27 protein-coding genes are annotated in these 25,229 nt (G+C 70.2%); 14 read left to right on the forward strand and 13 right to left on the reverse strand.

Features of this window, described 5'->3' with window-relative positions; all coding sequences use genetic code 11:
* Positions 1-66: 66 nt before the first annotated feature.
* Both ACZ432_RS01040 and ACZ432_RS01045 read right to left on the reverse strand, forming a co-directional pair.
* A complete protein-coding gene (locus tag ACZ432_RS01040; RefSeq protein ID WP_426963932.1) occupies positions 67-1,035 on the reverse strand; it encodes an aldo/keto reductase in 969 nt (322 codons plus the stop codon).
* A 132-nt stretch (positions 1,036-1,167) separates the two neighbouring features.
* Positions 1,168-2,358 (reverse strand): ABC transporter substrate-binding protein, encoded by a 1,191-nt coding sequence (locus ACZ432_RS01045; protein ID WP_426963931.1) that lies wholly within the window; start codon positions 2,356-2,358, stop codon positions 1,168-1,170.
* Between the two features lie 242 nt (positions 2,359-2,600).
* Between ACZ432_RS01045 and ACZ432_RS01050 the strand changes: the two genes are divergently transcribed.
* The 3 genes from ACZ432_RS01050 (at position 2,601) to ACZ432_RS01060 (ending at position 5,172) form a co-directional block, all read left to right on the forward strand.
* The gene (locus ACZ432_RS01050; protein ID WP_426963930.1) at positions 2,601-3,713 is read left to right on the forward strand and encodes a HEAT repeat domain-containing protein; all 1,113 of its coding nucleotides are present in this window, start codon (positions 2,601-2,603) and stop codon (positions 3,711-3,713) included.
* Positions 3,714-3,775: 62 nt separating this feature from the next.
* Positions 3,776-4,996, forward strand: coding sequence for an ABC transporter substrate-binding protein (locus tag ACZ432_RS01055; protein WP_426963929.1), 1,221 nt, complete (start codon positions 3,776-3,778; stop codon positions 4,994-4,996).
* Positions 4,996-5,172, forward strand: a complete 177-nt coding sequence (locus ACZ432_RS01060) for a hypothetical protein (protein ID WP_426963928.1) — start codon at positions 4,996-4,998, stop codon at positions 5,170-5,172. Before ACZ432_RS01055 ends, ACZ432_RS01060 begins: the two co-directional genes overlap by 1 nt.
* A gap of 16 nt (positions 5,173-5,188) precedes the next feature.
* Here the strand turns inward: ACZ432_RS01060 and ACZ432_RS01065 are convergent, their stop codons facing one another.
* The gene (locus tag ACZ432_RS01065; protein WP_426963927.1) at positions 5,189-6,136 is read right to left on the reverse strand and encodes a TIGR03571 family LLM class oxidoreductase; all 948 of its coding nucleotides are present in this window, start codon (positions 6,134-6,136) and stop codon (positions 5,189-5,191) included.
* A gap of 131 nt (positions 6,137-6,267) precedes the next feature.
* Here ACZ432_RS01065 and ACZ432_RS01070 point away from each other — a divergent pair, with 131 nt between their 5' ends.
* On the forward strand, positions 6,268-6,714 hold the full coding sequence (locus ACZ432_RS01070; protein WP_426963926.1) for a pyridoxamine 5'-phosphate oxidase family protein: 447 nt from the start codon (positions 6,268-6,270) through the stop codon (positions 6,712-6,714).
* Between the two features lie 19 nt (positions 6,715-6,733).
* On the opposite strand, the gene glmM is transcribed toward ACZ432_RS01070, so the two are convergent.
* The 4 genes from glmM to ACZ432_RS01090 form a co-directional block, all read right to left on the reverse strand.
* Positions 6,734-8,092, reverse strand: coding sequence for a phosphoglucosamine mutase (gene glmM, locus ACZ432_RS01075; RefSeq protein ID WP_426963925.1), 1,359 nt, complete (start codon positions 8,090-8,092; stop codon positions 6,734-6,736).
* A gap of 727 nt (positions 8,093-8,819) precedes the next feature.
* On the reverse strand, positions 8,820-8,999 hold the full coding sequence (locus ACZ432_RS01080; RefSeq protein WP_426963924.1) for a hypothetical protein: 180 nt from the start codon (positions 8,997-8,999) through the stop codon (positions 8,820-8,822).
* 77 nt (positions 9,000-9,076) lie between these two features.
* Entirely contained in the window at positions 9,077-9,682 is a 606-nt protein-coding gene (locus ACZ432_RS01085; protein WP_426963923.1) for a helix-turn-helix domain-containing protein, read from the reverse strand.
* A gap of 87 nt (positions 9,683-9,769) precedes the next feature.
* Positions 9,770-10,189, reverse strand: coding sequence for a TRAM domain-containing protein (locus ACZ432_RS01090; RefSeq protein ID WP_426963922.1), 420 nt, complete (start codon positions 10,187-10,189; stop codon positions 9,770-9,772).
* Positions 10,190-10,401: 212 nt separating this feature from the next.
* On the opposite strand from ACZ432_RS01090, the gene ACZ432_RS01095 reads away from it, so the two are divergent.
* Positions 10,402-11,388 (forward strand): DUF7551 domain-containing protein, encoded by a 987-nt coding sequence (locus tag ACZ432_RS01095; protein WP_426963921.1) that lies wholly within the window; start codon positions 10,402-10,404, stop codon positions 11,386-11,388.
* 443 nt (positions 11,389-11,831) lie between these two features.
* Here ACZ432_RS01095 and ACZ432_RS01100 read toward each other — a convergent pair whose 3' ends face one another.
* Complete coding sequence (locus tag ACZ432_RS01100) at positions 11,832-12,605, reverse strand: IclR family transcriptional regulator (RefSeq protein ID WP_426963920.1); 774 nt, start codon at positions 12,603-12,605, stop codon at positions 11,832-11,834.
* Positions 12,606-12,740: 135 nt separating this feature from the next.
* Between ACZ432_RS01100 and ACZ432_RS01105 the strand changes: the two genes are divergently transcribed.
* From ACZ432_RS01105 to ACZ432_RS01120, 4 genes are all read left to right on the forward strand, one after another.
* Positions 12,741-13,943 (forward strand): acyl-CoA dehydrogenase family protein, encoded by a 1,203-nt coding sequence (locus ACZ432_RS01105; RefSeq protein WP_426963918.1) that lies wholly within the window; start codon positions 12,741-12,743, stop codon positions 13,941-13,943.
* On the forward strand, positions 13,943-14,488 hold the full coding sequence (locus ACZ432_RS01110) for a MaoC family dehydratase (protein ID WP_426963917.1): 546 nt from the start codon (positions 13,943-13,945) through the stop codon (positions 14,486-14,488). Before ACZ432_RS01105 ends, ACZ432_RS01110 begins: the two co-directional genes overlap by 1 nt.
* Complete coding sequence (locus tag ACZ432_RS01115) at positions 14,485-15,951, forward strand: acetyl-CoA hydrolase/transferase C-terminal domain-containing protein (protein WP_426963916.1); 1,467 nt, start codon at positions 14,485-14,487, stop codon at positions 15,949-15,951. The genes ACZ432_RS01110 and ACZ432_RS01115 overlap by 4 nt, the downstream gene beginning before the upstream one ends.
* A 104-nt stretch (positions 15,952-16,055) precedes the next feature.
* Positions 16,056-16,784: a fumarylacetoacetate hydrolase family protein gene (locus ACZ432_RS01120; RefSeq protein WP_426963915.1), complete on the forward strand. Its 729-nt coding sequence runs from the start codon at positions 16,056-16,058 to the stop codon at positions 16,782-16,784.
* A gap of 37 nt (positions 16,785-16,821) precedes the next feature.
* Here the strand turns inward: ACZ432_RS01120 and ACZ432_RS01125 are convergent, their stop codons facing one another.
* From ACZ432_RS01125 to ACZ432_RS01140, 4 genes are all read right to left on the reverse strand, one after another.
* Entirely contained in the window at positions 16,822-17,247 is a 426-nt protein-coding gene (locus ACZ432_RS01125; protein ID WP_426963914.1) for a universal stress protein, read from the reverse strand.
* 58 nt (positions 17,248-17,305) lie between these two features.
* Positions 17,306-18,259, reverse strand: coding sequence for a D-2-hydroxyacid dehydrogenase (locus tag ACZ432_RS01130; RefSeq protein ID WP_426963913.1), 954 nt, complete (start codon positions 18,257-18,259; stop codon positions 17,306-17,308).
* Positions 18,260-18,326: 67 nt separating this feature from the next.
* Entirely contained in the window at positions 18,327-19,520 is a 1,194-nt protein-coding gene (locus ACZ432_RS01135) for an iron-containing alcohol dehydrogenase family protein (protein ID WP_426963912.1), read from the reverse strand.
* 78 nt (positions 19,521-19,598) lie between these two features.
* A complete protein-coding gene (locus tag ACZ432_RS01140) occupies positions 19,599-20,693 on the reverse strand; it encodes an Ldh family oxidoreductase (protein ID WP_426963911.1) in 1,095 nt (364 codons plus the stop codon).
* Between the two features lie 151 nt (positions 20,694-20,844).
* Between ACZ432_RS01140 and ACZ432_RS01145 the strand changes: the two genes are divergently transcribed.
* From ACZ432_RS01145 to ACZ432_RS01155, 3 genes are all read left to right on the forward strand, one after another.
* Positions 20,845-21,354, forward strand: coding sequence for a thiamine pyrophosphate-binding protein (locus tag ACZ432_RS01145; RefSeq protein WP_426963910.1), 510 nt, complete (start codon positions 20,845-20,847; stop codon positions 21,352-21,354).
* Positions 21,354-21,902 carry a thiamine pyrophosphate-dependent enzyme gene (locus ACZ432_RS01150; protein WP_426963909.1) on the forward strand — a complete coding sequence of 183 codons (549 nt, stop codon included), beginning with the start codon at positions 21,354-21,356 and terminating at the stop codon, positions 21,900-21,902. The genes ACZ432_RS01145 and ACZ432_RS01150 overlap by 1 nt, the downstream gene beginning before the upstream one ends.
* Before the next feature lie 132 nt (positions 21,903-22,034).
* Positions 22,035-22,376, forward strand: coding sequence for a cupin domain-containing protein (locus ACZ432_RS01155; protein WP_426963908.1), 342 nt, complete (start codon positions 22,035-22,037; stop codon positions 22,374-22,376).
* Between the two features lie 27 nt (positions 22,377-22,403).
* Here ACZ432_RS01155 and ACZ432_RS01160 read toward each other — a convergent pair whose 3' ends face one another.
* The gene (locus ACZ432_RS01160; protein WP_426963907.1) at positions 22,404-22,991 is read right to left on the reverse strand and encodes a carboxymuconolactone decarboxylase family protein; all 588 of its coding nucleotides are present in this window, start codon (positions 22,989-22,991) and stop codon (positions 22,404-22,406) included.
* Positions 22,992-23,067: 76 nt separating this feature from the next.
* Here ACZ432_RS01160 and ACZ432_RS01165 point away from each other — a divergent pair, with 76 nt between their 5' ends.
* On the forward strand, positions 23,068-23,847 hold the full coding sequence (locus ACZ432_RS01165) for an HpcH/HpaI aldolase family protein (RefSeq protein WP_426963906.1): 780 nt from the start codon (positions 23,068-23,070) through the stop codon (positions 23,845-23,847).
* Positions 23,848-24,040: 193 nt separating this feature from the next.
* Complete coding sequence (locus tag ACZ432_RS01170) at positions 24,041-25,210, forward strand: TAXI family TRAP transporter solute-binding subunit (RefSeq protein ID WP_426963905.1); 1,170 nt, start codon at positions 24,041-24,043, stop codon at positions 25,208-25,210.
* The last annotated feature ends 19 nt before the right edge of the window (positions 25,211-25,229 follow it).

Below are 25,229 nucleotides of genomic sequence, written 5' to 3' on the forward strand. Positions count from 1 at the left end.
CGCGGAGGTTGTGCCCACCGGATCAAGTACGTTCCGGCGCGAGCGACCGAGCCTGCGGCGAACGCCCTACTCGTGTCCGGAGACCCGAACCGGCTCGTACGGCTCCTCCAGCCACTCGATGTCGGAGTCGGACAGGTCGATGTCGAGCGCCTCGACCGCGTCCTCCAGGTGCTCGACGCTGGACGTACCGACGATGGGCGCCGTCACCACGTCCTTGTGGAGCACCCACGAGAGCGCGATCTGCGCCATCTCCACGCCCTTCTCGGCCGCGAGCTCCTCGACGCGGGCGTTTATCTCCTCGCCGCCGCCCTCGCGATAGGGTCGACCGACTTCCGCCTCGTGCTCGCCGCGGGACGTGGCGGTCTCCGCCTCGTAAGGGCGGGTGAGGTAGCCGGCCGCCATCGGGCTCCACGGCATGACGCCGATGCCCTCCTTCTCGCACAGCGGGAGCATTTCGCGCTCCTCCTCGCGGTAGGCGAGGTTGTAGAGGTTCTGCATGGTGGCGAACCGCTCCAGTCCGAGCCGGTCGCTCGTGTGGAGCGCGTCCGCGAACTGGTGGGCCCACATCGAGGAGGCGCCGACGTACCGCGTCTTCCCGCGCCGCACCGCGTCGTCGAGCGCGCGCAGCGTCTCCTCGACCGGCGTGTCGTAATCCCAGCGGTGGATCTGATAGAGGTCGACCGCGTCCATCCCCAGTCGGTCCAGCGAGTTGTCCAGTTCCTGCTCGATCGTCTTCCGGGAGAGGCCCGCCGCGTTCGGGTGCTCGCTCGCGCCCGGGAACCGGACTTTCGTCGCGACGACCTGCTCGTCGCGGTCGTACTCCGCCAGCACGTCGCCGAGGATCTCCTCGCTCTCGCCGTTCGAGTAGACGTTGGCCGTGTCGAAGAAGTTGATGCCGAGGTCGATCGCGCGCTCGACCAGTTCGCGGCCCTCCTCCGGGTCCAGCATCCAGTCGTGGCCGCTGCCGAAGCTCATACAGCCGAGACAGAGCCGCGAGACGGTCGTGCCGGTCGAGCCGAGCGTCGTGTACTCCATGTCCGAGGGGCGGACGCCGGGCTGTTAAACCTACGCGAGGCGTCGCGCGCGGTCGGGCGCCATAAACCACTCAGCGCGATATCCAAAACCAGCAGTCGCCGCCACGAGCCGCGGCGGGCGACGTGGGGCGTCTCAGACCCCGTCGGTGATCACGTCGGCGAGCGCGTCGTGGTCGAACAGTTCGTCCTCGGTGAACTCGTCGGGGAAGTAGGCCTTCGCGTACCGCTCGATCATGAACAGGTTGTGGAGCGGGCCGGCGTAGATCGGGCCGCCGCGGAACACGCGGTCGTTCTGGACCGCCGTGAGCTGGCTGCCCACGTCGTGGTCTTTCATGTACGCGACGACGGTATCCTCGAACTCCTCGCGGCTCATCCCCTCCTCGTGGTAGCGGAGCAGCAGCGAGTCGGGGTCGATCTCCAGGAGTGCCTCGTAGTCGAGCGACTCGGACCCCGAGTAGCCCTCGACGCCGGTGCCGGCGAACGCGTCCGAGATGCCGAGCGTGCGGAAGTGCTCCTTGTTCGCGCCCCCGCCGTCGATCCGGTACGGCGTGAACTCGTCCGGCTCGGTGCCGGCGAACATAAGGGCCGCGTCCGGCCGCTCCGACTCCGGCGGGAGCCGGTTCTGGACGTCCGCGACGAGGTCGTCGTGGACCGACCGGATCGCCTCGAACCGCTCGCGCTCCTGCACGACCGCGGCGACCTTCTCGAACGCCTCGTACAGCGAGTAGTAGCGGTAGTCGTGCCAGTCGTCCGTGCGCCGGAAGATCAGGTTGCCGAGGAACGGCGCGACGTTCTCGCGGATCTCGGCCACGTCGTCCTCGCTCCAGACCCCGAGCCAGCTCGTCAGGGCGTTGGGGTCCATCAGGTGGAGGTCCGCGTCCATCTCGTAGAAGACCTCCTTGGAGACGCCGTCGTTCCAGAGCTGGGTGAGGTCGTCGAGGTCGATCGACACGCCGTCGAGGTGGTCGTAGTGGAGGGTCTTGTAGCGGCCGCGGAACCAGATCGACTCGACGGCGTCCGCGTGCCCGAGCGCGACCAGCATGTCGACGTAGTCGGCGGTGAACGGCGCGATCGACGCCGGCACCTCGTCGAACGCGACCGTCCCGACCGGCTCCATCGAGACCTCGTAGCCGTCGTCCGCGGTCGCGGTGTCGGTGGCGTCGTCGGTGGCCGCGGCGGTCGAGGTCGCTTCCTGTGCCGTCTCGGGGTCGTCCCCCTCGCCGCCGGTACAGCCGGCCAACAGGCCCGCGGTCGCGGCCGCGCCGGTGAACTTCACGTACTCTCGTCGCGTCGATGCCTCGCGTTCGGTAGCGTCGTTCGGCATGTGTTTTTTAGGCCAGCCTAAAACATAATAACCATTCCGATCCCTGGGTCCGTCCACGCGGGTTTCGCCGGTCAGGTCCGCGGTCCGACCGGCGATTCGTCGCATACCTTCGGTCCCGGGACGTTCGTACTCGTTATTTTAGGATTGCCTAAAAAGTGTCGCGGTTTCGATGAGCGGCGGTTCCGGCCGCGTCGATCGGGCGGTCGTTAAGTGGGTCGGGCGGGACGGGTTAGCCGACACCGATGGCCGACCAGACCCCTCCCGTCGACCCCGAGGCGGCGGTCGAGACGCTCGAGGACGGCGACGACGAGGCGCGCGCGTCGCTGGGCGAGCGCCTCGCGGTCGCCGATCCGACCGAGCGAAAGCGAGCGATCGTGGCGGTCCGCGAGGCGCTCGACGACCCCGGGGACGCCGGCCCCGACGCGGGCGAGACGGCCCTCGCTCACGGTGCCGGGGCGAACCTCGCCCGATTTCTCCGCGACGACGACCGGTCGGTGCGGCTGGCGACCGCGAAGCTGTTCGTCCGGGTGGCGGCGACGGCGCCGGCCGCGGTCGACGACGCGGTCCCGACCCTCGCCGACCGCCTCGCGGACGACGGGGAGTTCTACTACGTGCGGGCGCGCTGTGCGGAGGCGCTGGGCTACGCCGCGGTCGAGCGTCCGGGGGAGGTCGCCACCCCGGAACTGCTCGCGGACCTGCGCGTCGGCCTCGCCTTCGACGAACCGGAGGTCCGCCGGAAGCTGGCGAAGGCGCTGGCGGCGGTGGCCATCGGCGACCCGACGCGGCTGGCCCATCAGATCGCGTCGCTGGCCGATCACCTCGACGACGAGGAGCCGCTCGTCCGCTATCACCTCTGTACCGCGCTCGTCGTGGTCGGCTGCGAGCGGCCGGCGCGGCTGTCGGCCGCCGCGGACGCGCTCGCGGCGCGACTCGCCGACGAGGAGCCGTACGTCCGGGGCCGAGCGGCGGAGGCGCTGGGACTCCTCGCCCGCGCGGACGAGGCGTCCCGACCCACCGGGGACGACCCCTCACCGAGCGTCGACCTCCGTGCCGCGCTCGCCGACGCCCTCGAGAACGCGGACGCCGACGACGAGGCGGCGGCGTTCCTCCGGACGCGCGTCCGGTTCGCCGAGGCGGCGCTGGACGCCGACGGGGAGGAGAGAGCCGGTGAGGAACGCGGTCCCGAGGAGGGGTCCGCCCCGGACGGCGTCGCCTCGGTCGCGGCGGTCCGCGAGCACACGGACGCGGTCGTCGAGGCGATGGTGACTCCCGAGGACGGGGAATGTCCGCACTGTGCGGCCCCCCTTCCGGACGGGGAGCTCCCGATGTGCCCGCACTGCGGCGCACCCAGATGAAGAATAGTTAGGGTGGCCTAAAAACCGATGCGCTTTTGAGTGTTTAGGCGGGCCTAATCCACATGGACCCGACCGACATCGGTTCGGCAGGGCGGACGAGACGTGAGTATCTGCGATACGGCGGCGCGGTCGCGACGGCCGGGCTCCTCGCGGGCTGTACCGGCGGCGAGGGGTCGGGATCGGCGACCGACACGACGGGCGCCGATCCGGCGACCGCGACCGCGGAGACGACGGAGTCCGCGACCGAGGGGGACGGAGAGGAGTACGCGGTGTCGATGGCGCCGATGGGAGAGGTGACGTTCGAGCGACCGCCGGAGTCGTGGATGGCCTACTTCAGCACGTACGGCGACATGGCGCTGGCGCTCGGCCGCTGGGAGGACGCAACGGGACTGATCTTCACCGACAACTGGCCGACGGAGCTGGTGAACTCGCTCCCGGACGTCGAGGTCGACTTCGAGGGGATCACCCAGCTCATGGGCGAGGGAGGGATCGACAAGGAGCTCTTCTACGAACTCGACAGCGACGTCCACCTCTTCGACCCGAATTTCGTCCAGATACTGGACGACGGCTGGACGGACGAGGAGTTCGCGGAGGTGGCCGAGAACGTCGGTCCGATCGTCGGGAACAGCATCCGACGGCGCGGCGCTGACTGGCACGATTATCGTTACTACGACCTCTACGAGGCGTTCGAGAAGGTGGCGGAGGTCTTCCGCGAGCGCGAGCGCTACGAGGCGGTCGCCGAGTTACACGCCGGGCTGCAGACCGACATCGCGGAGAACCTGCCGCCGGCGGAGGAGCGCCCGACGGTGGGGCTGCTCTCCGTCAACTCCGACTTCGAGGGCGGGTCGTTCTACGCGTACCCGGTCCACGACGGGAACGGCCACAAGCAGTACCGCGACCTCGGGATCCGGGGCGCGTTCGACGACCTCATCGAGGGGAGCTACGCCGAGTGGGACTACGAGCAGCTGCTGGAGGCCGACCCGGACGTGCTCCTGTTCCAGTACGGCCTCTCGCACGTCTCGACCGAGGAGTTCGAGGCCCGGATGGAGACCATGCGCGAGGACGACGTGGGCAGCCAGCTCTCGGCCGTGCAGAACGACCGCCTCTACCGCGGCGGGACCTCCTACCAGGGGCCGGTCATCAACCTGCTCCAGACCGAGGTGGCCGCCAAGCAGTTCTACCCCGAGACGTTCGGCGACTGGCACGGGATCGGTGAGGTACCCGAGGACGAGCGGCTGTTCGACCACGACGCGCTCGCTGCGGTCATCACGGGAGAGGCCTGATGCGGGCCCGCGAGTGGGCCATCGCGGGCGCGTACGGCGACCCCGCGGACTACGACCTTCCGGACCTCCCAGCGCTCCACGCGATCCGGACCGACTGCGGTGGCCTCGCGCTCGCCGCCGCGGACGACGAGGAGCCGTTCATCGTCGCCGAAACCCCGATGCGAGTCCGCCGCTAAGCGCACTTCGGCCGCGCTATCGGTCGCTTCCGTCAGTACCGGTCGCTTGCACCGGCTCCATCACCTCGCTCGCGAACCGCTCCAGCTCGCGTTCGGGGTCGTCGCCGCGGAGGCCGACCAGCAGGTGGTCGACGCCCGCGTCCTCGAGGTCGCGGACGTACTCCCGGAACCACTCCGTCCCCGCGCGGAACCCCTGATGGACGTGCTCGGGGTCCGCGGTCGGATCGTCCGCGAGGTCGACCTGCATCGCCATCGCGAACGGTTTGTCTCCCGCCGCGGCGCGCCAGTCGTCGAGGTACGATTCCAGCGTCGACTCGGGCAGGTGGTAGAACAGCCAGCCGTCGCCGTGGTCGCCGATCCAGTCGACGGTCTGTCGGGCGTGCCCGGTCGGCAGCAGCGGCACCGTCTCCGTCGTCGGCTCCGGGACGACGGAGAGGTCGCCGTCGAGCGTCCCCCACGAGGTGTCCGCCTCCGGGAACTCCTCGGCCCACACCGTCCGCAGGAGGCCGACCGCCTCCCGGAACAGGTGGCCGCGGTCGTCGGGATCGACGTCGAACGCGGGGAACTCCGGGTCGCGGTCACCCGTGGCGACGCCCAAGACGAGTCGGCCGTCGGAGAGGCGGTCCACGGAGGCGGCGGCCTTCGCGACGTGGAGGGGATGTCTGAGCGTGAGCACGACGCTGGCGGTCCCGAGCGCCACGTCGTCGGTCGCGGTCGCCATTCTGGTGAGCCACGGCCACACGTCGAACGTCTGTCCGGCGTCGCCGAACGACGGCCAGAAGGTCGGCACGTCGCGGGCCCACAGCGCGTCGTAGCCCAATTCCTCCGCGCGGCGGGCGAGTCGGACCTCCGCGTCGACGTCCGGCGCCGACTCGTCCGCGTTCGTCAGCGGGAACCCCGTGCCGAACGAGAGGCGGTCCGTCTCGAACAGTCGACGGAAGCCGGCGTTGTGATGTGCGGACATCGGTTACGGGACCGGAGGCGACCGCGACACAACGACCTGTCGGTCTCCGGAGGCGGACGCGGGGCGTGCGGCCGGCCGTCGGTCCCGGTCCGCACTGTACACTTATCCGACCCGACGGCGTACCGTGAACCATGGTCAACGAGGCGGCGACGATGGACGAGCGGGAGCGGGACGCGTTCCTCGGCGTCGGGGGAACCGGCGTGATTTCCTTCGCGGGTGACCCGGACGAACCGCCCCACACCGTGCCGGTCTCGTACGGCTACGACGCCGACACGACCGCGTTCTTCTTCCGGCTCGCGGTGGGCGGCGGGAGCGAGAAGGCGGACGCCGTGGACCGCCCGGTCTCGTTCGTGACCTACGAGCGGGGCGAGGAGGGTGCACGGAGCGTCGTCGCGACCGGCACGCTCGAACACACCAGCGAGTCCGACATCGCGACGGAGACGCTCGCGGCGCTCGAACGCGTTCACATCCCGATCGTCGACATCTTCGAGCGACCGCCGTCGCAGGTGGACTTCGAGTTCTACCGGCTCGTTCCGGACACGCTGGAGGGGCGCACGGAGTCCTCGACCGCGGTCTGAGACCGCGTCACCGCCGCAGTCACTCGGACCGCTCGACCGCCCCGATCGCCTCGTCGAGCACCGACCGCGCCTCCGCGAGGATGCCGTCGGCGAGTTCGGGGTCGCGCGCCTCCGCGGTCAGCCGGACGAGCGGTTGCGTGCCGGACGCGCGCACGAGGAACCAGCCCTCGTCGAGGTCGACGCGGACCCCGTCGAGCGTGGACGTGTCCGCGTACTCCGCGGTCAGCCGCTCCGCGACGCGTTCCATCACGGCCGCCTTGTCCGCCACCTCGACGCTCGCGCGTCGGATCGGGTGGCGCTCGACGGTCGCGAGTCGGTCCGCGAGCGGCTCCGCCGCGGCCATCGCCGCCAGCGTCACGGCCGCGAGCGGACCGTCCGGACAGAGCGTCTGCTCCGGGAAGATCCACGCGCCGGAGGGCTCGCCGCCGAAGACGACGCCCTCCTCGCGGGTCCGCTCGGCCACGTACACGTCGCCCACCCGCGTCCGCGTCACGCTCGCGCCGACCTCGGCGAGCGCGTCGTCGACGGCGAAGCTGGTGTCGACCGGCGCTGCCACCTCGTCGCCAGCCCCCGCCTCCCGGCGCGCGAACAGCGCGAGCAGCAGGTCGCCCGGGACGAACTCGCCGTCGCCCGCGACCGCCATCATCCGGTCCGCGTCCCCGTCGTGAGCGATCCCCAGGTCGGCGTCGGTCGCCGCGACGTGTGCGCACAGCCCGCGGCAGGTCTCGGCGGTCGGTTCGCTCGGCCGCCCCGGGAACCGCCCGTCGCGCTGGGCGTTGAGCGTCGCCACGTCCGCGCCCAGCTCGTGAAGCGCGTCGGCCGTCACCCGTCCCGTGCCGTTCCCCAGGTCCACGACAACGGAGAGGTCGTCGAACGTCGACCCGGTGCTCGCGACGGCGCGCTCGCCCGCGTCCACGAGCGCCACGCGGTGGCGGGCGTCGGCGTCCGCGCCCTCGCGCCGGACGCCGTGGCCGTCCCACGCCGCGAACTCGAACTGCCCCTCCTCGATCCGGGACTCGACAGTCGCCCGGTGGTCGGCGTCGAACGCCTGCCCCGAGCGCGTCCAGAGCTTGATCCCGTTGTCAGCGGGCGGATTGTGGGAGGCGGTGACCACGACGCCCGCGGCAGCGTCCTCGCCCGCGACGGCCCGCGCGACGGTCGGCGTCGCCGCGACGCCCAGGTCCACCACGTCGGTCCCGCACTCGACCAGCCCGGCCGCGAGCGCGTCTACCAGCGCGCGCCCCGAGTCGCGGGCATCGCGCCCGACGACCACGCGGTCGGCGTCCGCCGCGACCGCGCGCCCCACGTCGAGCGCGAGGCCCGCCGTCACCGTCTCGCCGACCGGTCCGCGTACGCCGCTCGTTCCGAACAGAGACATACTCCGGCCCACGCGGGCAACCGTCAAAAAGCGGCCGACGATCGATGGCGATACTTAGTGTTACAGACCGATTCAGACACATCGCTTTTCTGAAACTCGCGGCGGTGCGGTGCTGTGCGGTCGCGGAGCGGTGCGGTTGCGGTGCCGTACTGTCGGTGCGCGCCGCGGCGCCCCTGTGGCGCCGCGACCGCGCGAGGGAGGCGGCGGCGCGGCCGCATGCGGTGCGGTTTCGCGGCCGCGCCGCCGCCGAGGTTGGGGAGGTACGAGGCTGCTGTGCGGGGCGGTTGCGGTGCGGTGGGTGGGACTGAAAGGGGCAGCCGATTCGAACCCGCCCCGACGACGCTCTCGCGAGCCTGCCGAGCGAGAGTCAGCAAGTCGCAGCCCGGACCCGTCCGTCGGGCTGTGCCGAGAGACGCAACGGAACGCCCGGACCGTCTTGCCAGATAAGCACCGCAGCGGGCGGTGCTGAGAGCGAGGAGCGCAGCGAGGCGCGGCGCGGTCGAGCCGGCTGGGGCTTTCTGGATGGTGTTGTTCCACGCAGCAGGATCTGCAACAGACACAAAAACCGCGTCCAGAGAGCCGGCTGGGGCTTTCTGGGTGTTTCTGTCCCCGGAAGCAGCACCGACAGCAGTCACAAAAACACCGCCTAGTAACAAAAAACAGACAAAAACACATCGCTCCACTAAGTATCGCTCTCGTTCAGAAAACCCCGATCCGCGGAGGGTTCTCAGACCACTATCGAGGAGACAACGTTCCCGTAGCCGAACAGGAACGCGATGATACCGAGCCAGATGACGAGCCACGCGAGCATCGCCGCAGCCATCACCGTGCTCTGTTCGCGGTCGCGCGTCGTGGCCGGGGAGTGAGCCTGTGTCGCCATGTGCGAGGGGAGGTACGGAACGGTCATCGCACCACTGCTTCACAGTGAAGGGCTTGAAGTGCCCCCGGCGGGCAGGCCCCCAGCACCGTCGGAACGGGCCCCGATCAGTCGGCCGTCGCGTCGAACACTTCAGCGACGAGGCGAGCCTGTCCCGCCCTGAGGCGCTGGGAGAGCGCGGACTCGGAGATGTCGAGTTCCGCCGCGAGCGCGGCGTGGTCGGCCCCGTCGCCGAAGTAGCCGCGGCGGATCGCCAGGTCGAGCACCTCGCGTTGGGCGTCGGTGAGCGCCGAGAGGTCGACCGTCGCGCGCTCGGTCGTGCCGGGGCCCTCCACGACCGCGAGGCGGGCGAGCGCGACGCGTCCAACCGCATCACGGAGCGCGCTCACAAGATCGCGGACGACGGAGCGGTCGTCGACGTACGTCGTCACGCGCATCGTCCCGGCGTCGACCCCGCGAATGCGGGGAACGCAGTCGTGCCGCTGGAAGACGTGACAGAGGCAGTCCTCGTCGACGGAGCCGGTGGCGGTCACGACGCCCGACTCGTCTGCGGGAGTCAGGTCCACACGGCAGTCGTCGCCGACCGCGTTGACGGTCACCTCGCGGACGTCGTCGTGGTCGTCGACGATGGGACACTCCCACGCGCTGCCGGGTTCGACGTCGAGGTCGACCCGGAGGCAGCCACCGTCCGCGTCACCGGCGTTCGACGACATGATTTGGCGAGGATACCGGTCGGAGAAGTATAGCCCTTCGCACCGGGGGATGGGGTCGCAAAAGACTGAGACCGTTCCCGCTCCGTTCTACTCGACGATCTCGGCGAAGGAGACGTTCTCTCGGACCGCCGTGATCTCCACCGTCACCTCGTCGCCCAGGTCCGCGTCCGGGACGATGACCACGTAGCCGCGTTCGATCTTGGCGATGCCGTCGCCCTGGTCGCCGAGCGTCTCGATGGTGACCTCGCGCACCTCACCCTCGGAGACCGGCGGCCCGCTCGGTTCCGTCGCGGACGCACGGTCGCGCTCGCTCGCGGTCGCGGCCGCGGACGCATCTGTCGACTCACCGCCGTCGTGGTCCAGCAGCACGACGCGGTACGTCTCGCCCTCGGCCAGCGTTCCGTGCCCGACTTCGGCGTCCGGAACGGTGACGGTGTACCCGCCCTCGCCGTCGTCGTCCACGGTGGCCGTATAGAGACACTTCAGAGAATCAGTTATTTCGACCATACTGACCGATTGCGGGCCGGGGGGAGATAAATCCCCGATTCCCACGGCGAACGGCTGCCGATTGGCCCCGCCTCCGACGGACCCGCGAGACCGACCGGAACCGATGGGATTATGATTCTTTAGGTTGGCCTAAACCACATGGACGATCGGACTCGCACACGGCCGCGGTCGCGTGCCGCAGGTGCGGCCGCGGACCGGGGGAGGGACCGTCGATGATCGGGGCCACGCTCGACGACGTGCGGGGCCACATCGAGTCGCTCGCGACCGCCGACGGCGAGTACGTGCTCCGGTGTGCCCGGACCGGCGACCGGCCGGTCCCGACGACCGGGCTCCGGTTCCCCTCACGGCCGACCGCCCGCGCGGCGGCGAAGGCGACCGAGCAGTACCGAGCGGCGTTGCGCCGGTACGATCCGCAGGTCCCCTTCCACGACGTGGTCGCCTGTCAGCGTCGCCTTCAGGGCCCCCGGGGCCGGGAGGCGACCGGGGACGACGGACGCGACCGCTCCCGCACCGAGTCCGGAAGCCGGCCGTCGACCGCCGAACGGCGGACCCTGGTCGACTTCTGTCACACCGCCGCCGGCGCGACGTTCGAGGCGATCGAGAACTCCCCCCACCGGGGCGTCGAGACGGCGATCATGGACGCGTACCTGGAGGCGGCCGAGTCGGTGAGCGACCCGGACGAGCTCTGCCTCCACCTCCTCGAGCACGTGGCCCGGGAGGTCGACGACCGACTCGACCCGACCGAACAGGCGGCCCTGCTGTGCGACGCCGCGGCCCGGCTCCCCGCGCCCTCGACCGCGGCGGCCGATCCCCTGGAAGGCGCGCTGTGTGACCTGCGGTCGGTCGCGTTCCTCGAAGCGTTCGCGGTACACGCCCCCGAGTCGGGGCCGACTGCCGACCCCGAGACGACCGCGAACCGCCGGTCGCGGTCGGTCACGCTCCGCGGCTACGCGAGCGCGGACGACGGTGGGGACGCGCTCGTCACGCTCCCGTTCACGCTGGCCCTCCTGAGCCGGGTCGGCGACGCGGACGCGGCCGCGAACGTCTCCGTGACCGCCGCGACCCGACTCGACCCCGCCGACGGTCGGTCCCCGGCGTGGCGAATCGCGGTCGCGACCGACCACCCGACCGCGGAGCGACCCCCGCGAGGGCTGACGCGCGTCTCGGCCGGCCCCGCGGTGACGAGCGGGTCGGAGTGACCCGCCGCGATCAGAACCGAAAACGGAACTGGCAGTCATTCCGAAAATCATACACTAGTCAAGAAATGATAGACAAGTTATAGTGACACTATCATGAATAGAGTATTGAGACTGTTCCTGATGTTGGAATCAGTATCCACTGAGATCTACCAATAACATCCATAAAGAGAGATTTTATACAAATTCCTCCCCAATTACCCAGAAAATAGAATTTTCAGGAATAGTAGAGGTGATTACTCCACGATTCGGATCCAGTGTCTACATACTGAATTTCATAGGCTTTTGCTGAATGCTCAGAATAAAGAAATATATTGATCGGAGCGTGGCGCCGCCAGCGACGACGATCGGAGCTTGCTCCGTTACAGAACTAAGCTCGTAATGGCGAAGCGTCGAAGAGTCGCGACGGAAAACGCAGTTTTTCGTTCGTCCCGCGATGCGGAACGCTACGCGTGGGCGATGTTCAACTCGAGTTCGTTGGCCGTCCCCAGAAGCAGCGTCGGGAGTTCTTCCTCGAAGCGGTGGCCGGTGAGCCGGTGGGAGGGGCCGGAAACGCTCAGCGCACCGATCACGGTGTCTTCTGGACCGCTGATCGGGACGCCGACCGCGTGGAGGCCGTCGAGGTTCTCCTCGCGGTTGAACGCGTAGCCGCGGTCGGCGATCGCGTCGAGCTCGTCCGCGAGCGATTCTGGGTCGGTGATGGTCTCCGACGTGACGCGTTCGAACGACGAGCGTTCGATGATGCGGGACGATTCGGCCGAGTCCATGGCGGCGAGGATGGCCTTGCCGGACGCGGTCGCGTGCAGCGGGATGCGTTTGCCGATCTCCGCGTCGGTGTTGACGGCGTGTTCGCCCAGCGCGCGGTGGACGTACACCGCCTGCCCGTGCTCCTCGACGATGAACTGGGCGCGTTCGCCGGTCTCGGCCGCGAGTTCCTCGACCTTCGTGCGAGCCAGCCGGTACGCCCGGCGCCGGCTGCGGGCCCGCTCGCCGAGCTCCAGGAACCGGAGCCCCGTGTAGTAGCCGTCCTCCTCGACGACGTAGCCGCGCTCCTTGAGCGTCGCGAGGTGGCGGTGCACCGTGCTCTTGGCGTACGGGAGCGCCGCGGCCGCCTCCGCGAGCGTCACGCCCTCGTTCCCGTGAACGAATTCGACGATATCGAACAGCGTCTCCACCGAACCGACCGTATCGAGCCCGCCGTGGTCCGTCTCGCCGTTCATACACCCAATATGCGCTTTACCCATATAGTGTTTCGTGTCGTCGAACGCATGCTGGGCCTCGGACGACGTGGAGCTACCTGCGACCGCCCGCACCCTCACCTTTATGCGACCGCCCGCGAAACGCTCTGTCGGCAAATGGTAGAGCGAGACACGGTCAATCTGACCGACCAGCAGCAGCTCGTCCGCGACGCGATTCGGGATATCTGTGCGGACTTCGACGCCGCGTACTGGCGGGAGAAGGACGCGCAGGGGGAGTACCCGCAGGAGTTCGTGGACGCGCTCGCCGAAGGGGGATGGTTCGGCGCGCTCCTGCCGGAGGAGCACGGTGGCGCCGGAATGGGCACCGACGAGGTCGTCGTGATGCTCGAGGAGATCGCCGCCTCCGGCGGCGGCTTCAGCGCGGCGCAGGCGGTCCACGGCGCGATCTACAACTCGGTCCCGCTGGTGAAGTACGGGAGCGAGGAGCTGAAGGCCGACCTCCTCCCGAAGGTCGCGCGCGGCGAGACCTCGATCCAGGCGTTCGGCCTCACCGAGCCGAACGCGGGTTCGGACTCCACGTCGATCCAGACGAGCGCGGAACTCGACGGCGACGAGTACGTCGTGAACGGCCAGAAGATCTGGATCTCCCGGGTCGACGCCAGCGACTACCTCGTGTTGATGGCGCGGACGACTCCGCGCGAGGAGGTCGAAAAGCGGACCCGCGGGCTCTCGATGCTGCTCGTCGACCTGGAGGACGCCTACGAGCAGGGCGGGCTGGAGATCGAGAAGATCGACAAGACCGCGAGCAACTTCGTCCACTCCTACGAGCTGTTCTTCGAGGACCTCCGGGTCCCCGCGGAGAACCTGATCGGCGAGGAGGGGCGCGGGTTCTACCAGATGCTCGACGGCCTCAACGAGGAGCGGCTCGCCATCGCGGCCGAGTGCGTCGGCCTCGGCGAGGCCGCCATCGAGGCGGGGGCCTCCTACGCGAACGACCGCGAAGTGTTCGGCGGCCCCATCGGCGCCAATCAGGCGATCCAGCACCCCCTCGCGGAGGCGCACGCTCACGTGCAGGCCGCGAAGGGGATGGTGTACGGCGCCGCGAGCGACGCGGACGACGACGCCGACGCGAAGGCGGTCGGCGCCCGCGCGAACATGGCGAAGTACCTCGCGGCGGAAGCGGCCTTCGACGCCGCGGACGCCGCGGTCCAGACCCACGGCGGCTTCGGTGTCGCCCGCGAGTACGACGTGGAGCGCTACTTCCGGGAGGCGCGGCTCACGCGGCTGGTCCCGATCACCCAGCAGCTCGCGTTGAACTACATCGGCGAGAACGTGCTCGGGTTACCGAGATCCTACTGATGACCGACAAACGACTCAAGACCGGCTGGCAGGGACGATACTACGAGGACTTCGAAGTGGGGGACGTGTACAAACACCCCTACGGACGCACCGTGACGGAGACGGACAACGTCTGGTTCACGAACATCACCATGAACGTGAACCCGATGCACTTCAACGAGGCGTACGCCGCCGAGACGGAGTTCGGCGAGCGCCTCGTCGACGGGACGTTCGTGATCGCGCTCGCGGTGGGGATGAGCGTGGTCGACGTATCGATGAACGCGACCGCGAACCTCGGCTACGACGACATCAGACACCACGCGCCGGTCTTCCACGGCGACACGCTGTTCGCGGAGTCCGAGGTGCTCTCGAAGCGGGAGTCCGAGAGCCGCGACCACGTCGGCATGGTCACGACCGAGCTCAGGACGTACAACCAGGACGACGACCTCGTGCTGTCGCTGGAGCGCACGCCGATGGTGCTCAAGCGCTCGTACGCCGAGCCCTCGGCGGCGCAGCCGCCCGGCTGGCCGGAGGGCGTCGGCACCCAGCCAGAGGACTGCGAATGAGCGACGGCCGGGTCGAGGACGGGCTTCCGATCGCGTCGGCCGCCGAGGCCGCGGCCGAGATCGGGGACGACGACGCGGTCCTCGTCAGCGGCTTCGGGAGCGTGGGCTACCCCAAGGCGGTCCCGTCCGCGCTCGCGTCCGCGGCGGCCGCGGACGACCGCGACCCGGGACTGACCGTCGTCAGCGGCGGCAGCGTCGGCCCGGAGATCGACCGCGAACTCGTGGAGGCGGGGGCGGTCGACCGCCGGTTCCCCTACCAGGCGGGCGGAACGATCCGGGAGGCGATCAACGCGGGCGAGGTCGCCTTCCACGACCGCAACATCAGTTCGCTCGGCGACGAGGTGCAGTACGGCGGGCTCGTGGACCCGGACGTGGCGATCGTCGAGGCGCTCGCCGTCGGCGGCGACTGGCTGATCCCCACGACGAGCATCGGCCAGACGCCCGCGTTCGTCGCGGCCGCGGACCGACTGATCGTGGAGGTGAACGCCGCCGTCCCCGAGGGCGTCCGGCGCTTCCACGACATCTATCGGCGGGGACGGCCGCCGAACCGCGAACCGGTCCCGCTGTCGGGGCCGGGCGACCGCATCGGCGACGACCGCGTGTGGTTCGACCCCGCGAAACTGGTCGCCGTCGTGGAGACGAACCGCCGGGACCGGCCCTACGAGTTCCGCGAACCCACCGCGGACGACCGCGCGATCGCCGAGAACCTCCGCGCGTTCATCGAGACGGAGGTCGAGCGCTCCCCCCTGTTCGCGGAGTCGCTCCGGATCCAGTTCGGCGTCGGCAGCCTCGGCAACGCGCTGATGGCGGCGCTCGGAGAGGCGGAGCTGGGCGACAGGGACCTGATCTACTTCGGCGAGGTGATCCAGGACGGCCTGTTGGACCTGATCGACGACGGCGAACTGGCGGCCGCCAGCGCGACCTCCCTCGCGCTCTCGGCCGAGGGCCAGGACCGGTTGTTCGACGAGGTGGAGCGCTACGCCGAGGACGTGGTGCTGCGGCCGGCGGACCTCTCGAACGGCCCGAGCCTCATCGACCGCTTCGGCGTCGTCGCCGTCAACAGCGCGCTGGAGGTCGACCTGTTCGGCCACGTGAACTCGACGCACGTCGGCGGGACGGATATGCTGAACGGGATCGGCGGGAGCGGGGACTTCAACCGCAACGCGGCGCTGTCGGTCCTCGCGCTCCCGTCGACCGCGAAGGGGGGCGACGTCTCCCGTATCGTGCCGATGGTCCCCCACGTCGATCACACCGAACACGACGTCGACGTGGTCGTGACCGAGCGCGGCGTCGCCGACCTGCGGGGCAACGACCCGCGGGAGACCGCGAGCGCGCTGGTCGACGCCTGCGCGCACCCCGACTACGCGGCCGACCTCCGAGCGTACCTCGAGGAGGCCGGTCGGGCCGACGGTCACGTCCCCCACGACCTCGACGCCGCCTTCGACTGGCGCGGCGACCGCTGACCGTCCACCGCGCGGACCGATCGACCGCTGCGGCGCAGGTTTTTGCCGACGAGGCGGGTCGCCGAATTCCCAACCAATATGTGCCGATCCGCCAATACGCGAACGTGAAACAGATACGCTTCCGGGACGAGGCGGGCACGACGCGCACCGGCGAGTACGACTACGGCACGATCACCGCCGCGGGGCGGACGTACGCCGTCGACGACGTCGAGGTGCTCCCGCCGTGTGAGCCGACGAAGATCGTCTGCATCGGCCGCAACTACGCGAAACACGCCGAGGAGCTCGGCAACGACGTGCCGGACCGTCCTCTCCTGTTCCTCAAGCCGCCGAACGCGCTGTCGGCACACGGCGACACTGTCACGCTGCCCGAGGGCAAGGAGAAGGTCGAACACGAGGCCGAGCTCTGCGTCGTCATCGGCGAGCAGGCCCGGAACGTCGACGCCGCGGACGCCGAGGACGTGATCGCGGGTTACACCTGCATGAACGACGTCTCGAACCGCGACGACCAGCGCAAGGAGAAGAACTGGGTGCGCGGGAAGGCGTTCGACAACGCCGCCCCGCTCGGCCCAGTGCTGGCCTCGCCCGACGAACTCCCCGCGGACGCGACCGTCAGCGCGCGCGTCAACGGCGAGACGCGCCAGGAGTCGACCATCGAGCACATGATCTTCGAGATCCCCGAGCTGATCGAGGAGATCACGGAGTACCTCACCCTGGAACCCGGCGACGTGATCGCGACGGGGACGCCCGAGGGCGTCGGCCCGCTCGGTGACGGCGACCGCGTCGAGATCGAGGTCGAGGGCGTCGGCACGCTGGAGCACTACGTCGCGGAGTGACGCCGGATGGGGCCGCGAGGCCCCGGTTCGGACCTCGCTACCCCATCGCGACCAGTACCGGCCGCTCCGCGGACAGAAGCACCGACTGCGTGACGCTCCCGAACAGCACTTTTCCGGCCGGGGACCGCTTGCGTCCCGAGAGGGCGATCAGGTCGGCGTCGACCTCGTCGGCCGCCTCGGTGATCCGCTCCGCGGGGTCGCCGTGCTCGCGCCGGCGCTCGGGGTCGCGTCCGGCGCCGGCGAGGATCTCGGTCGCCGCGTCGACGCTCTCCGGGAACTCCTCGGGGTCGTAGATGTCGTCGGTGCTGATCTGACGTCCCTCGTCGGTCCCCTGGAAGTCCTCGAACACGTTCAACAGGACGGCCTCGACCGACCCCGGGTCCCCGGGGAGGTCCGCGACCGCCCGCGCGACGGCTTCCGCACGCTCTTCGTTCGAGTCGACAGCCACCAGTACGCGATACATGAGTGACCGCTCGCGGCGCGACCCCATAAATGCACCTCCGGGCGGGGCCGAACACCGGTCAGTCGACCCTGTTCTCCAGGTCCGCGTACGACCCCGTCTCGTCCACGCGGTCGAGGTTCCGGGCGAGGATGTCCGCGACGCGCTCCAGGTAGCGCGGCGTGTAGCCCGAGACGTGGGAGGTGACGTAGGCGTTCCCGAGCGACCAGAGGGGGTGGTCCGCGGGCAGCGGTTCGGGGTCGGTCACGTCGAGCGCCGCGGCGTGGAGGTCGTTCTTCCGGAGCGCCGTCACGAGCGCGTCGGTGTCCACGACCGGCCCGCGCGCGATGTTGACGAGGACGGCGTCGACCGGAACCGCAGCGAGCTCGTCGCCGCCGATCAGTCCCCGCGTCGTCTCCGTCAGCGGGCAGGCGACGACGACGTAGTCGACGCCGACGAACGCCTCCAGTAGCTCGTCGAACCCGTACACCTCGTCGGTCGGGCCGCCCTTCTCGGGCGTGTACCGCACGCCGACCGTCTCGACGCCGAACCCCTCCAAGCGCTCCACGACGGCGGTCCCGATGGCGCCGAGGCCGACGACGCAGACCCGCGAGCCCTGGAGCTCGCCGAACGCCTGAAAGTGGCGCCACTCGGCGCGCTCCTGCCGGCGGAGCCCCTCGTCGAGCCGCCGGGTGATCAGCAGGATCCAGCCGATGACGTGCTCGGCGATGTTCGGACCGTGGACGCCCGAGGCGCTGGTCACGGCGACGCCGCGCTCGCGGAAGGCGTCCATGTCGAGCCGGTCGGTGCCGGCGGAGGTACACGCGAACAGGCGCAGGTCGTCGGCGAGCGCGAGCAGGTCCGCGTCGAGGTCGCTCCCGACGATCACCTCCGCCTCGGGCACCAGTTCGCGCTCCGCCGCGGCCGATTCCGCCAGCGCGACGCTCCTGTCGTCGACTCGCTCGCGGAGGGCGTCGGCACACTCCGCGGCCGGGACCCCGTGGACGCTGTGGTTCAGAACGACGATGTCTGCCATGCAGTCCCCGTCGACGCCGGATTACTAATGTTCACGGGTGGAAGGCCTTCGCTCCGACGGTGCCGTCCTACCACGCCCGCTCCAGAACCGCCTCCGCGTCCTCGACCGTCACCGTCAGTCCGGGCGGCGCGGCCGCCAGCACGCCGTGGTCGGCGACGTACTCCGCGATCGGTCGGAGGTCGTCGTGGGAGACACCCCCGAGGTCGCGGAGGCGGGTCGGCACACCGAGCGAGTCCCGGACCTCCCGGACCGCCGCGACGACCGCGTCCGCCACCTCCTCGTCCGTTCGGCCCTCCGCCTCCACGTCGAGGCCCTCGGCGAGGAGCCGCCGGCGCCCGTCGACGTTGTCGAGAACGAACCGGAGGACGTGCGGGGCCATCACGGCGTGTGCGACGCCCTGCTGGACCGGATAGCGGCGCGAGAGGGCCTGCCCGAACGCGTGGATCACGTTGATCCGGCTCTCGTACTGCACCAGGATCATGCCGACGACGGCGCGGTCGACCGCGGTCGGGCCCTCCCCGTCGAGGCCCGGGAGGCCGGCGACGAGGTGGCGGAGGCCGTGCGTGGCGGTCGCGTCCGTGACGGGCGAGCCGCCCGCCGCGTAGACCGTCTCGAGCCCCTTGTTGAAGCCGTTCATCGCCGAGCCCGCGAGCGGACCGTGCGGCGTCGTCTCGAACAGCGCGGGGTCCTCGACGACGAGCGTCGGCGGGACGCTCCAACTGGCGACGACCGGCTGGCCCGTCGGCGACGCCTCCCGCGGGAGGACGACGAGGCTCCCGCCGGCCGACAGATCGGCGCCGGTCAGCGTCGTCGGGACGACCGCGACGGGCGTGAGCGGTCCGTCGGGGTCAGGGGTGGCGACGGTCCCGTCGGCCTCGGCCGCCGCGCGCAGTTCGTCCGCCGACCGCCCGTCCGCCGCGAGCGCGCTCATCTGCCTGGCGACGTTGAGGCTGCTGCCCCCGCCGACGCCGACGATGGCGTCCGCGTCGGCCGCGTGGAGCGCCTCGACGGCGTCGGCGGCCGTCTCGATGGACTTGGCCGAACTCGTCTCGTCGAAGACCCCGGCGAGCCGGTCGCCGAGCCCCTCGCGCACCGGCCCCATCACGGCCTCGTTGGCGCCGACGTTCGACCCACAGACCACGAGTGCGCGGTCGATCCCGGCGGCACCGAGCCGGTCGCCGAGCTCCGCGACGCGGCCGCGGCCGTATATCACGTCGCTCCCGAGGTACTCGAACTCGAAGGTGTCTGCTGGCTGGAACACGGTCGTACGTCGGCCGAAGCGGTCTTAACTGTGCGGTTGGGCACAGGCGTCGCGCTGCCGGTGGCCGTGAGGCGGCCCTCAGCCGAGCCGGAACTCGTCGGCCACGCCGAGGTCCGCCGCGAGAGCCGCGAGGGCGTCGAGCGTGCGGTCGCCGACCGGGACCCCCTCCCGCTCGCGGTCCGATCGCGTCCGGTGCTCCGGCGCGCCGGGGAGTAGCGGTCGGTCCCCGTCCATCGCGTCCGGACGCTCGATCGCCGCAGAGAGCGTCGCGTCCGCGAGGTAGTCGTCAAGGGTGGTCACGGCCTCGCGGACGCGCTCGCGGGAGGTGAACCGCGCCGGATCGATCAGGACGAACGCCGCCGCGTTGTTCACCGACCCCGGCGTGCCCTCGCCGAACACCTCGCCGCCGCCCACGACGCCCGCGAGCAGCTCCGCGACGACCGAGAGCCCGAACCCCTTGTGGCCCGCGGAGCGACCGCCAAGCGGGAGCAGCGCGCCGGCGCCGTCCTCGAACGCGTCCGCGTCGGCGACGTGACCGCCCTCCGCGGTCACCGTCCACGCGGGCGGGAGCGGGTCGCCCTCGACGCTCCGCTTGGTCACCTTGCCGTGAGCGACCTGGCTCGTGGCGATGTCCAGCACGACCGGGTGCGGGGTCGCGCCGAACGTCGGGATGCCGACGGCGATGGGGTTCGTCGAGAACAGGCGCTCGGCGCTGCCCGGAACCGTCACCGTTCGCCCCGCCAGTCCGGTGTTGACGAACGCGAGGAGAGCGAACCCCTCGGCGGCCGCGCGCTCGGCCCACTCGCCGATCCGGCCCATGTGGGCGCCGTTTTTGACCCCGACGGCCGCGACGCCGCGCTCCGCGGCGACCTCGACCGCCGCGTCGACGGCCGCCCGCCCCGTCAGCTGGCCGAACCCTCGGTTACCGTCGACGCGGAGCGCTCCCGGGTCCGCGTCGTCGACGGTCGGGCTCGCCGCCGGGTCGAGGGTCCCCTCGTCGACCATCGGCGCGTACATCGTCGCGAGGCGGACGACGCCGTGTGAGGCGTGCCCGCAGAGGTCCGCGTCGACGAGCGAGGCGGCCACCTTCGCGGCCGCTGGGTCGGGCGTTCCGAGCGCTTCGAGGAGCACCGTCGCTCCCGCCTCTAGCCGGGCGGGGGCTATCCGTGGCATACCTCCGCATACGCGGCGGGGAATGAAGCGTTTTCGGCGCGGGGGCGGTGGAGCGTGCGAGCCGGGAGCGCGGGCCGCGCACGCTGCCGCACGAGGAGGGGGGAACGGCCGGAGCCCCAACAGTCAAGCCGCTCCGATCCGACTGACGGGTATGAGTTGGGAAGCGGAGATAGTGGACGGACTGCTCGACGCCGAGATCGACCTCGTGACGCAGCTCCCGGACGGCGCGATGGGCGCGGTCCTGGAGGGGCTACAGGAGTCGGACGTGGACACGCTGCGCGTCGAGCGCGAGGAGAGCGCGATCGCGGCGGCCTCCGGCGCGTGGGTGACCGGCGAGCGCGCGGCCGTGATGTGTCAGTCGAGCGGCCTCGCGAACGCGATCAACGCCATCGGCTCGCTGTCGGCGCCGGCGCGGCTGCCGTTCCTCGCGCTGGTGACCCGCCGGGGCGACCTCGGCGAGTTCAACGTCGCGCAGGTGCCCGCGGGCTACGGCCTGCCGGGAATGATGGACGAGATGGGGGTCAGACACACCGTGGTCGAGGAGCCGGGGACGCTCCGGAAGACGGTGCGGATGGCGGCCGACTCCGCCTTCTCGACGCGGACGCCGTACGTGGTGTTCCTCGATGCGACCGTCACCGGCTACGGACAGGAGGCGCAGTGATGGCGGCCGACCAGTTCGCCTGCACGGCCGCGGTCATCGAGGAGACGCCGGACGCGGTCGTCGTCTCGAACCTCGGCGTCGCCTCCTACGTCCTCGCGGAGGTCGGCGACCGCGAGCGCAACTTCTACCTCTGGGGGAGCATGGGGTCGACGACGGCGACCGGCGTCGGCGTCGCCCACGGCACCGACGAGCAGGTGACGGTGCTGGCGGGCGACGGGTCGCTGACGATGTCGCTCGGCGTCTGCTCGACGGTCGCGACCGCCGACCAGTCGAACCTCACCGTGGTCTGCTTCGACAACGGCATCTACGGGACGACCGGCGGCCAGCCGACCCCCTCCATCGACTTCGCGGCCGCCGCGGAGGCGCAGGGGCTCCCCGCGGAGCGGGTCGACTCGGACGACGAGTTCGCTGCGGCCTACGCCGACGCCGTCGACCGCGACGGCCCCTCGCTGATCGAGTGCACCGTCGAACCGACCGACCCCGAGGCGCGTCCGACGTTCGACTTCCCGCACATCCCGCGGCGCGTCCGCGACTCGCTGACGGAGTAGCTCGCGGGATCGCGAAGTCGGCTGACCGCGAGTCGTCTGCGAGCCGACGCCCGCGCGCGGCTCGCGCCGTTCCCGGCGGAAACCGCCGCGACCGGCTACGCCTTTTTGTCGGTCCGCGTCCTACCGGTCGTCATGGTAGAACACCTCGCGTACACGGAGGTCCCGGACAACGCCGCGGACCACGACGGCTTCGAGCAGCACGTCCTGCTGTACAGCTACAACCAGATGCTGACCCACAACGTCATCGAGCCCGGCGCCGAGTCGCCGTACCACAACCACCCTCACGAGCAGATCGGTTACGTCGTCAGCGGGACCGGCACTCAGATCGTCGACGGCGAGGAGTACGAGTTGACGCCCGGTACCTGCTACCTGCTCGACTCCGGCGAGAAGCACGCGATGCGCGCGGACGGGGACGAGCCGCTCGAGGTGCTCGACATCTTCCATCCCGTCCGCGAGGACTACATCCCGGAGTGAGGACCGTCTCGGATCCCACGACCGCGGCTACTCCGGCGCGTTCGCGAGGTCCCACCCGATGAACCCCTCCTCGATCGGCACGTCGAGCGCCTGCATCGACCGGACGATGGTCGCGTACGTGCCGGCGAGCATGCCGACGGCGACGATCGTTCCGTCGTCGTAGTGCGCGCTCACGCGGTCGTGGAGGTCGTCGTCGACCGCGCCGGTGAGATACGCGCGGACGTACGAAAGCAGCGCGGCCTCGCCCTCGTCGAACCGCTCCAGCGCGTTCGCGCCGACGGCCCTGACGTCGTCGGCCGGGAGCCCGGCGCTCAGCGCGATGCGGCCGTGCTGGTGCCAGACGTACCGCGAGTCCAGTTCGCGGGCGACCCGGAGGATCACTAGCTCCCGCGTTCGCGCGTCCAGGTCCGCGTCGTTCCACAGCGACCCGGCGAACTCCCGGAACGCGACGAGGGCGGGCGGGTTCCGGCCGAAGGCGGCGTACACGTTGCGCTCGGCGCCGGACATCAGGTGTCTGTACTCGGGCGCGAGGTCCTCCGGTTCCCGGAAGGCGGCGATCAGGTGCTGGTGCTCCTCGGGCAGGTCCGAGCGCTCCGCGAGGCGTATGCGAGCCATACCCACAGAGTCTCGCCGCCGCACTTAGCCTTATGCACGGCGGAAGGTTGATACGCGGACGCGACGAGGCGAACGCGTGGATCGAGCAAACACCTTACGGCGGAGCGTGGAGCGCGGCGACCCGGTCTTCGGCGCGAGCGCGGCGACGTTCTCGCCGGCGGCCGTCGAGACGTTCGGCGCGCTCGGGCTCGACTTCGTCTGGCTCGACTTCGAGCACGCCGGGCCGAGCCCCTACGACAGCACCGTCTTCGAGGACCTGACGCGCGCCGCGGAGGCGGCGGACATCGAACTGTTCGTCCGGCTTCCCTCCGGCGACCCGCCGCTCGTGCGGAAGGTGCTCGACGCGGGCGTCAGAACGATCCTGATCCCGCGAGTCGAGACCCCCGCGGAGGTCCGCGAGGCCGTGGCGGCGGCGCGGTTCGCGGTCGACGGCGAGCCGGCCGACCGCGGGATCGGCGTCGGTCGCGGCTCGACGTGGGGCGCGGACTTCGCGGACCACGCCGCCCGCGAGGACGCGGAGACGTTCGTCGGCGTCATGATCGAGAACGAAACGGCCGTCGAGAACCTCGACGAGATCCTCGACGTGTCAGGGCTCGGCTTCGCCTTCCTTGGGCCGGCGGACCTCTCCGTCTCCGTCGGTCGTCCGATGCAGAAGGATCACCCCGAGGTCGAGGCGCTCGTGGAGCGGGCCGAGACGGCCATCGCCGCGTCGGACGTGGCGCTTGCGGGCATCCACAACGACCCCGACGCGATCCGGGAGGCGGTCGACGACGGCTACCGGATCGTCCGCATGGGCGGAGAGCTGAGCGCCGCGCGACAGGTGCTCTCCGATCGGCTCGACGCCATCGACCGCTGATCCTCGATCCCGAGCGCCGACTAGACCGCGAAAACTCGACCCGACTCGACCGCGGAACGATAACCGCGACTCGGCCGTGAGCCGACGACGCGGAATCCGTCCCCGTATGTATTTTTCCTTCCCTGCGACTGTACATCATTACGAAACCAATAAATAGTGATGGATCCCTCTAATTATGTGAGGCAGTACCACAATGGAAGACTGGAGATCGGCTATCGGTAACGGCAGCGATCGGAGAAAGTTCCTGAAGGCAACCGGCGCGCTCGGTATCGCCGGCATCGCGGGCTGTACGGGCGGTGGCGACGGCGGCGACGGCGGCGGTGAGGACACCGAGGAGAACGGTGGCGGCGGAGACACCGAAGAGAACGGCGGCGGCGGCGACGGCGGAAGCGACTCCGTCAGCTGGACGATCGGCACGTCCGGTCCGGACTCCGCGACGCACGCGTCCGGCGTCGCGATGTCGCAGGTCATCTCGGAGAACTCCGACCTCATCGACATGAGCGCGCAGACGACGGGCGGGACGGCCGCCAACCTGCCGCTCATCGCGGACGGCGAACTCGACATCGCACAGAGTACCTCGTGGGGCGTCGTTCAGGGGAACGCCGGCAACCCGCCGTACAACGAGCAGCTCTCGAAGACGATGACGCAGGTGCTCCCCTTCATGTCCATCGAGTACTTCCTCATCAAGCGGGACGTCGAGGAGCTCTCGGACATCGAGACCGTCTCGGACATCCCGCAGGACGGCTCGATCGACATGGCGTGGGGCAACCGCGGCGGGACGAACTACTTCGCGGGCGTCGACGCGTTCGAGCTGTCGGGCATCGAGAACCCCGAGGAGAAGTACAACATCAGCTCGATGGACTGGGGCAGCCAGAGCGCCGCGATCCGCGACGGCCGCCTCGACATCTGCATGGGGTACACCGTCAGCCAGGTGACGACGGTCGGCTGGGAGCAGGAGGTCGACGCGACGACGGACATCGACGTCGTCCAGTGGGAGTTCGACGAGTCCGACATCGCCGAGTCGGGGATGCCCTACGTCTACCTCGAGTCGCCCGCCGACGTGTGGGAACAGGAGATCTCGGTCGACCAGGTCCCGTCGCTCGGCGTCGGGTACGAGACGGTGTTCCCGGCGGAGATCAGCCAGGAGCTCGCGTACGAGTTCGTCTCGGTGGTCAACGACAACATCGACCAGGTCCGGAGCGCGAGCGCCGTCCTGGAGGGTGCGGGGCCGGAGCTGACCCAGCAGCTCACGCTCGCCTCGCCCGAAGCCCCCGTCCACCCCGGGGCCGAGCAGTTCATGAAGGAGGAGGGCCTCTGGAGCGACGAGCTGACGACGCTCGAAGAGTACGAGTCGAACCAGTAACCCCGCTCCGACCGACGCT

The organism is Haloparvum alkalitolerans, assembly GCF_055381565.1.

What these genes read in the sequence shown, in the direction of transcription:
- ACZ432_RS01170 (WP_426963905.1), top strand. Translation starts at nt 24,041, where the DNA reads ATGGAAGACTGGAGATCGGCTATCGGTAACGGCAGCGATCGGAGAAAG.
- ACZ432_RS01045 (WP_426963931.1), bottom strand. Translation starts at nt 2,358, where the DNA reads ATGCCGAACGACGCTACCGAACGCGAGGCATCGACGCGACGAGAGTAC.
- ACZ432_RS01115 (WP_426963916.1), top strand. Translation starts at nt 14,485, where the DNA reads ATGAGCGACGGCCGGGTCGAGGACGGGCTTCCGATCGCGTCGGCCGCC.
- ACZ432_RS01095 (WP_426963921.1), top strand. Translation starts at nt 10,402, where the DNA reads ATGATCGGGGCCACGCTCGACGACGTGCGGGGCCACATCGAGTCGCTC.
- ACZ432_RS01060 (WP_426963928.1), top strand. Translation starts at nt 4,996, where the DNA reads ATGCGGGCCCGCGAGTGGGCCATCGCGGGCGCGTACGGCGACCCCGCG.
- ACZ432_RS01050 (WP_426963930.1), top strand. Translation starts at nt 2,601, where the DNA reads ATGGCCGACCAGACCCCTCCCGTCGACCCCGAGGCGGCGGTCGAGACG.
- ACZ432_RS01055 (WP_426963929.1), top strand. Translation starts at nt 3,776, where the DNA reads ATGGACCCGACCGACATCGGTTCGGCAGGGCGGACGAGACGTGAGTAT.
- ACZ432_RS01110 (WP_426963917.1), top strand. Translation starts at nt 13,943, where the DNA reads ATGACCGACAAACGACTCAAGACCGGCTGGCAGGGACGATACTACGAG.
- ACZ432_RS01100 (WP_426963920.1), bottom strand. Translation starts at nt 12,605, where the DNA reads ATGAACGGCGAGACGGACCACGGCGGGCTCGATACGGTCGGTTCGGTG.
- ACZ432_RS01145 (WP_426963910.1), top strand. Translation starts at nt 20,845, where the DNA reads ATGAGTTGGGAAGCGGAGATAGTGGACGGACTGCTCGACGCCGAGATC.
- ACZ432_RS01140 (WP_426963911.1), bottom strand. Translation starts at nt 20,693, where the DNA reads ATGCCACGGATAGCCCCCGCCCGGCTAGAGGCGGGAGCGACGGTGCTC.
- ACZ432_RS01085 (WP_426963923.1), bottom strand. Translation starts at nt 9,682, where the DNA reads ATGTCGTCGAACGCCGGTGACGCGGACGGTGGCTGCCTCCGGGTCGAC.
- ACZ432_RS01090 (WP_426963922.1), bottom strand. Translation starts at nt 10,189, where the DNA reads ATGGTCGAAATAACTGATTCTCTGAAGTGTCTCTATACGGCCACCGTG.
- ACZ432_RS01040 (WP_426963932.1), bottom strand. Translation starts at nt 1,035, where the DNA reads ATGGAGTACACGACGCTCGGCTCGACCGGCACGACCGTCTCGCGGCTC.
- ACZ432_RS01105 (WP_426963918.1), top strand. Translation starts at nt 12,741, where the DNA reads ATGGTAGAGCGAGACACGGTCAATCTGACCGACCAGCAGCAGCTCGTC.
- ACZ432_RS01065 (WP_426963927.1), bottom strand. Translation starts at nt 6,136, where the DNA reads ATGTCCGCACATCACAACGCCGGCTTCCGTCGACTGTTCGAGACGGAC.
- ACZ432_RS01070 (WP_426963926.1), top strand. Translation starts at nt 6,268, where the DNA reads ATGGTCAACGAGGCGGCGACGATGGACGAGCGGGAGCGGGACGCGTTC.
- ACZ432_RS01160 (WP_426963907.1), bottom strand. Translation starts at nt 22,991, where the DNA reads ATGGCTCGCATACGCCTCGCGGAGCGCTCGGACCTGCCCGAGGAGCAC.
- glmM (WP_426963925.1), bottom strand. Translation starts at nt 8,092, where the DNA reads ATGTCTCTGTTCGGAACGAGCGGCGTACGCGGACCGGTCGGCGAGACG.
- ACZ432_RS01130 (WP_426963913.1), bottom strand. Translation starts at nt 18,259, where the DNA reads ATGGCAGACATCGTCGTTCTGAACCACAGCGTCCACGGGGTCCCGGCC.
- ACZ432_RS01150 (WP_426963909.1), top strand. Translation starts at nt 21,354, where the DNA reads ATGGCGGCCGACCAGTTCGCCTGCACGGCCGCGGTCATCGAGGAGACG.
- ACZ432_RS01125 (WP_426963914.1), bottom strand. Translation starts at nt 17,247, where the DNA reads ATGTATCGCGTACTGGTGGCTGTCGACTCGAACGAAGAGCGTGCGGAA.
- ACZ432_RS01080 (WP_426963924.1), bottom strand. Translation starts at nt 8,999, where the DNA reads ATGACCGTTCCGTACCTCCCCTCGCACATGGCGACACAGGCTCACTCC.
- ACZ432_RS01155 (WP_426963908.1), top strand. Translation starts at nt 22,035, where the DNA reads ATGGTAGAACACCTCGCGTACACGGAGGTCCCGGACAACGCCGCGGAC.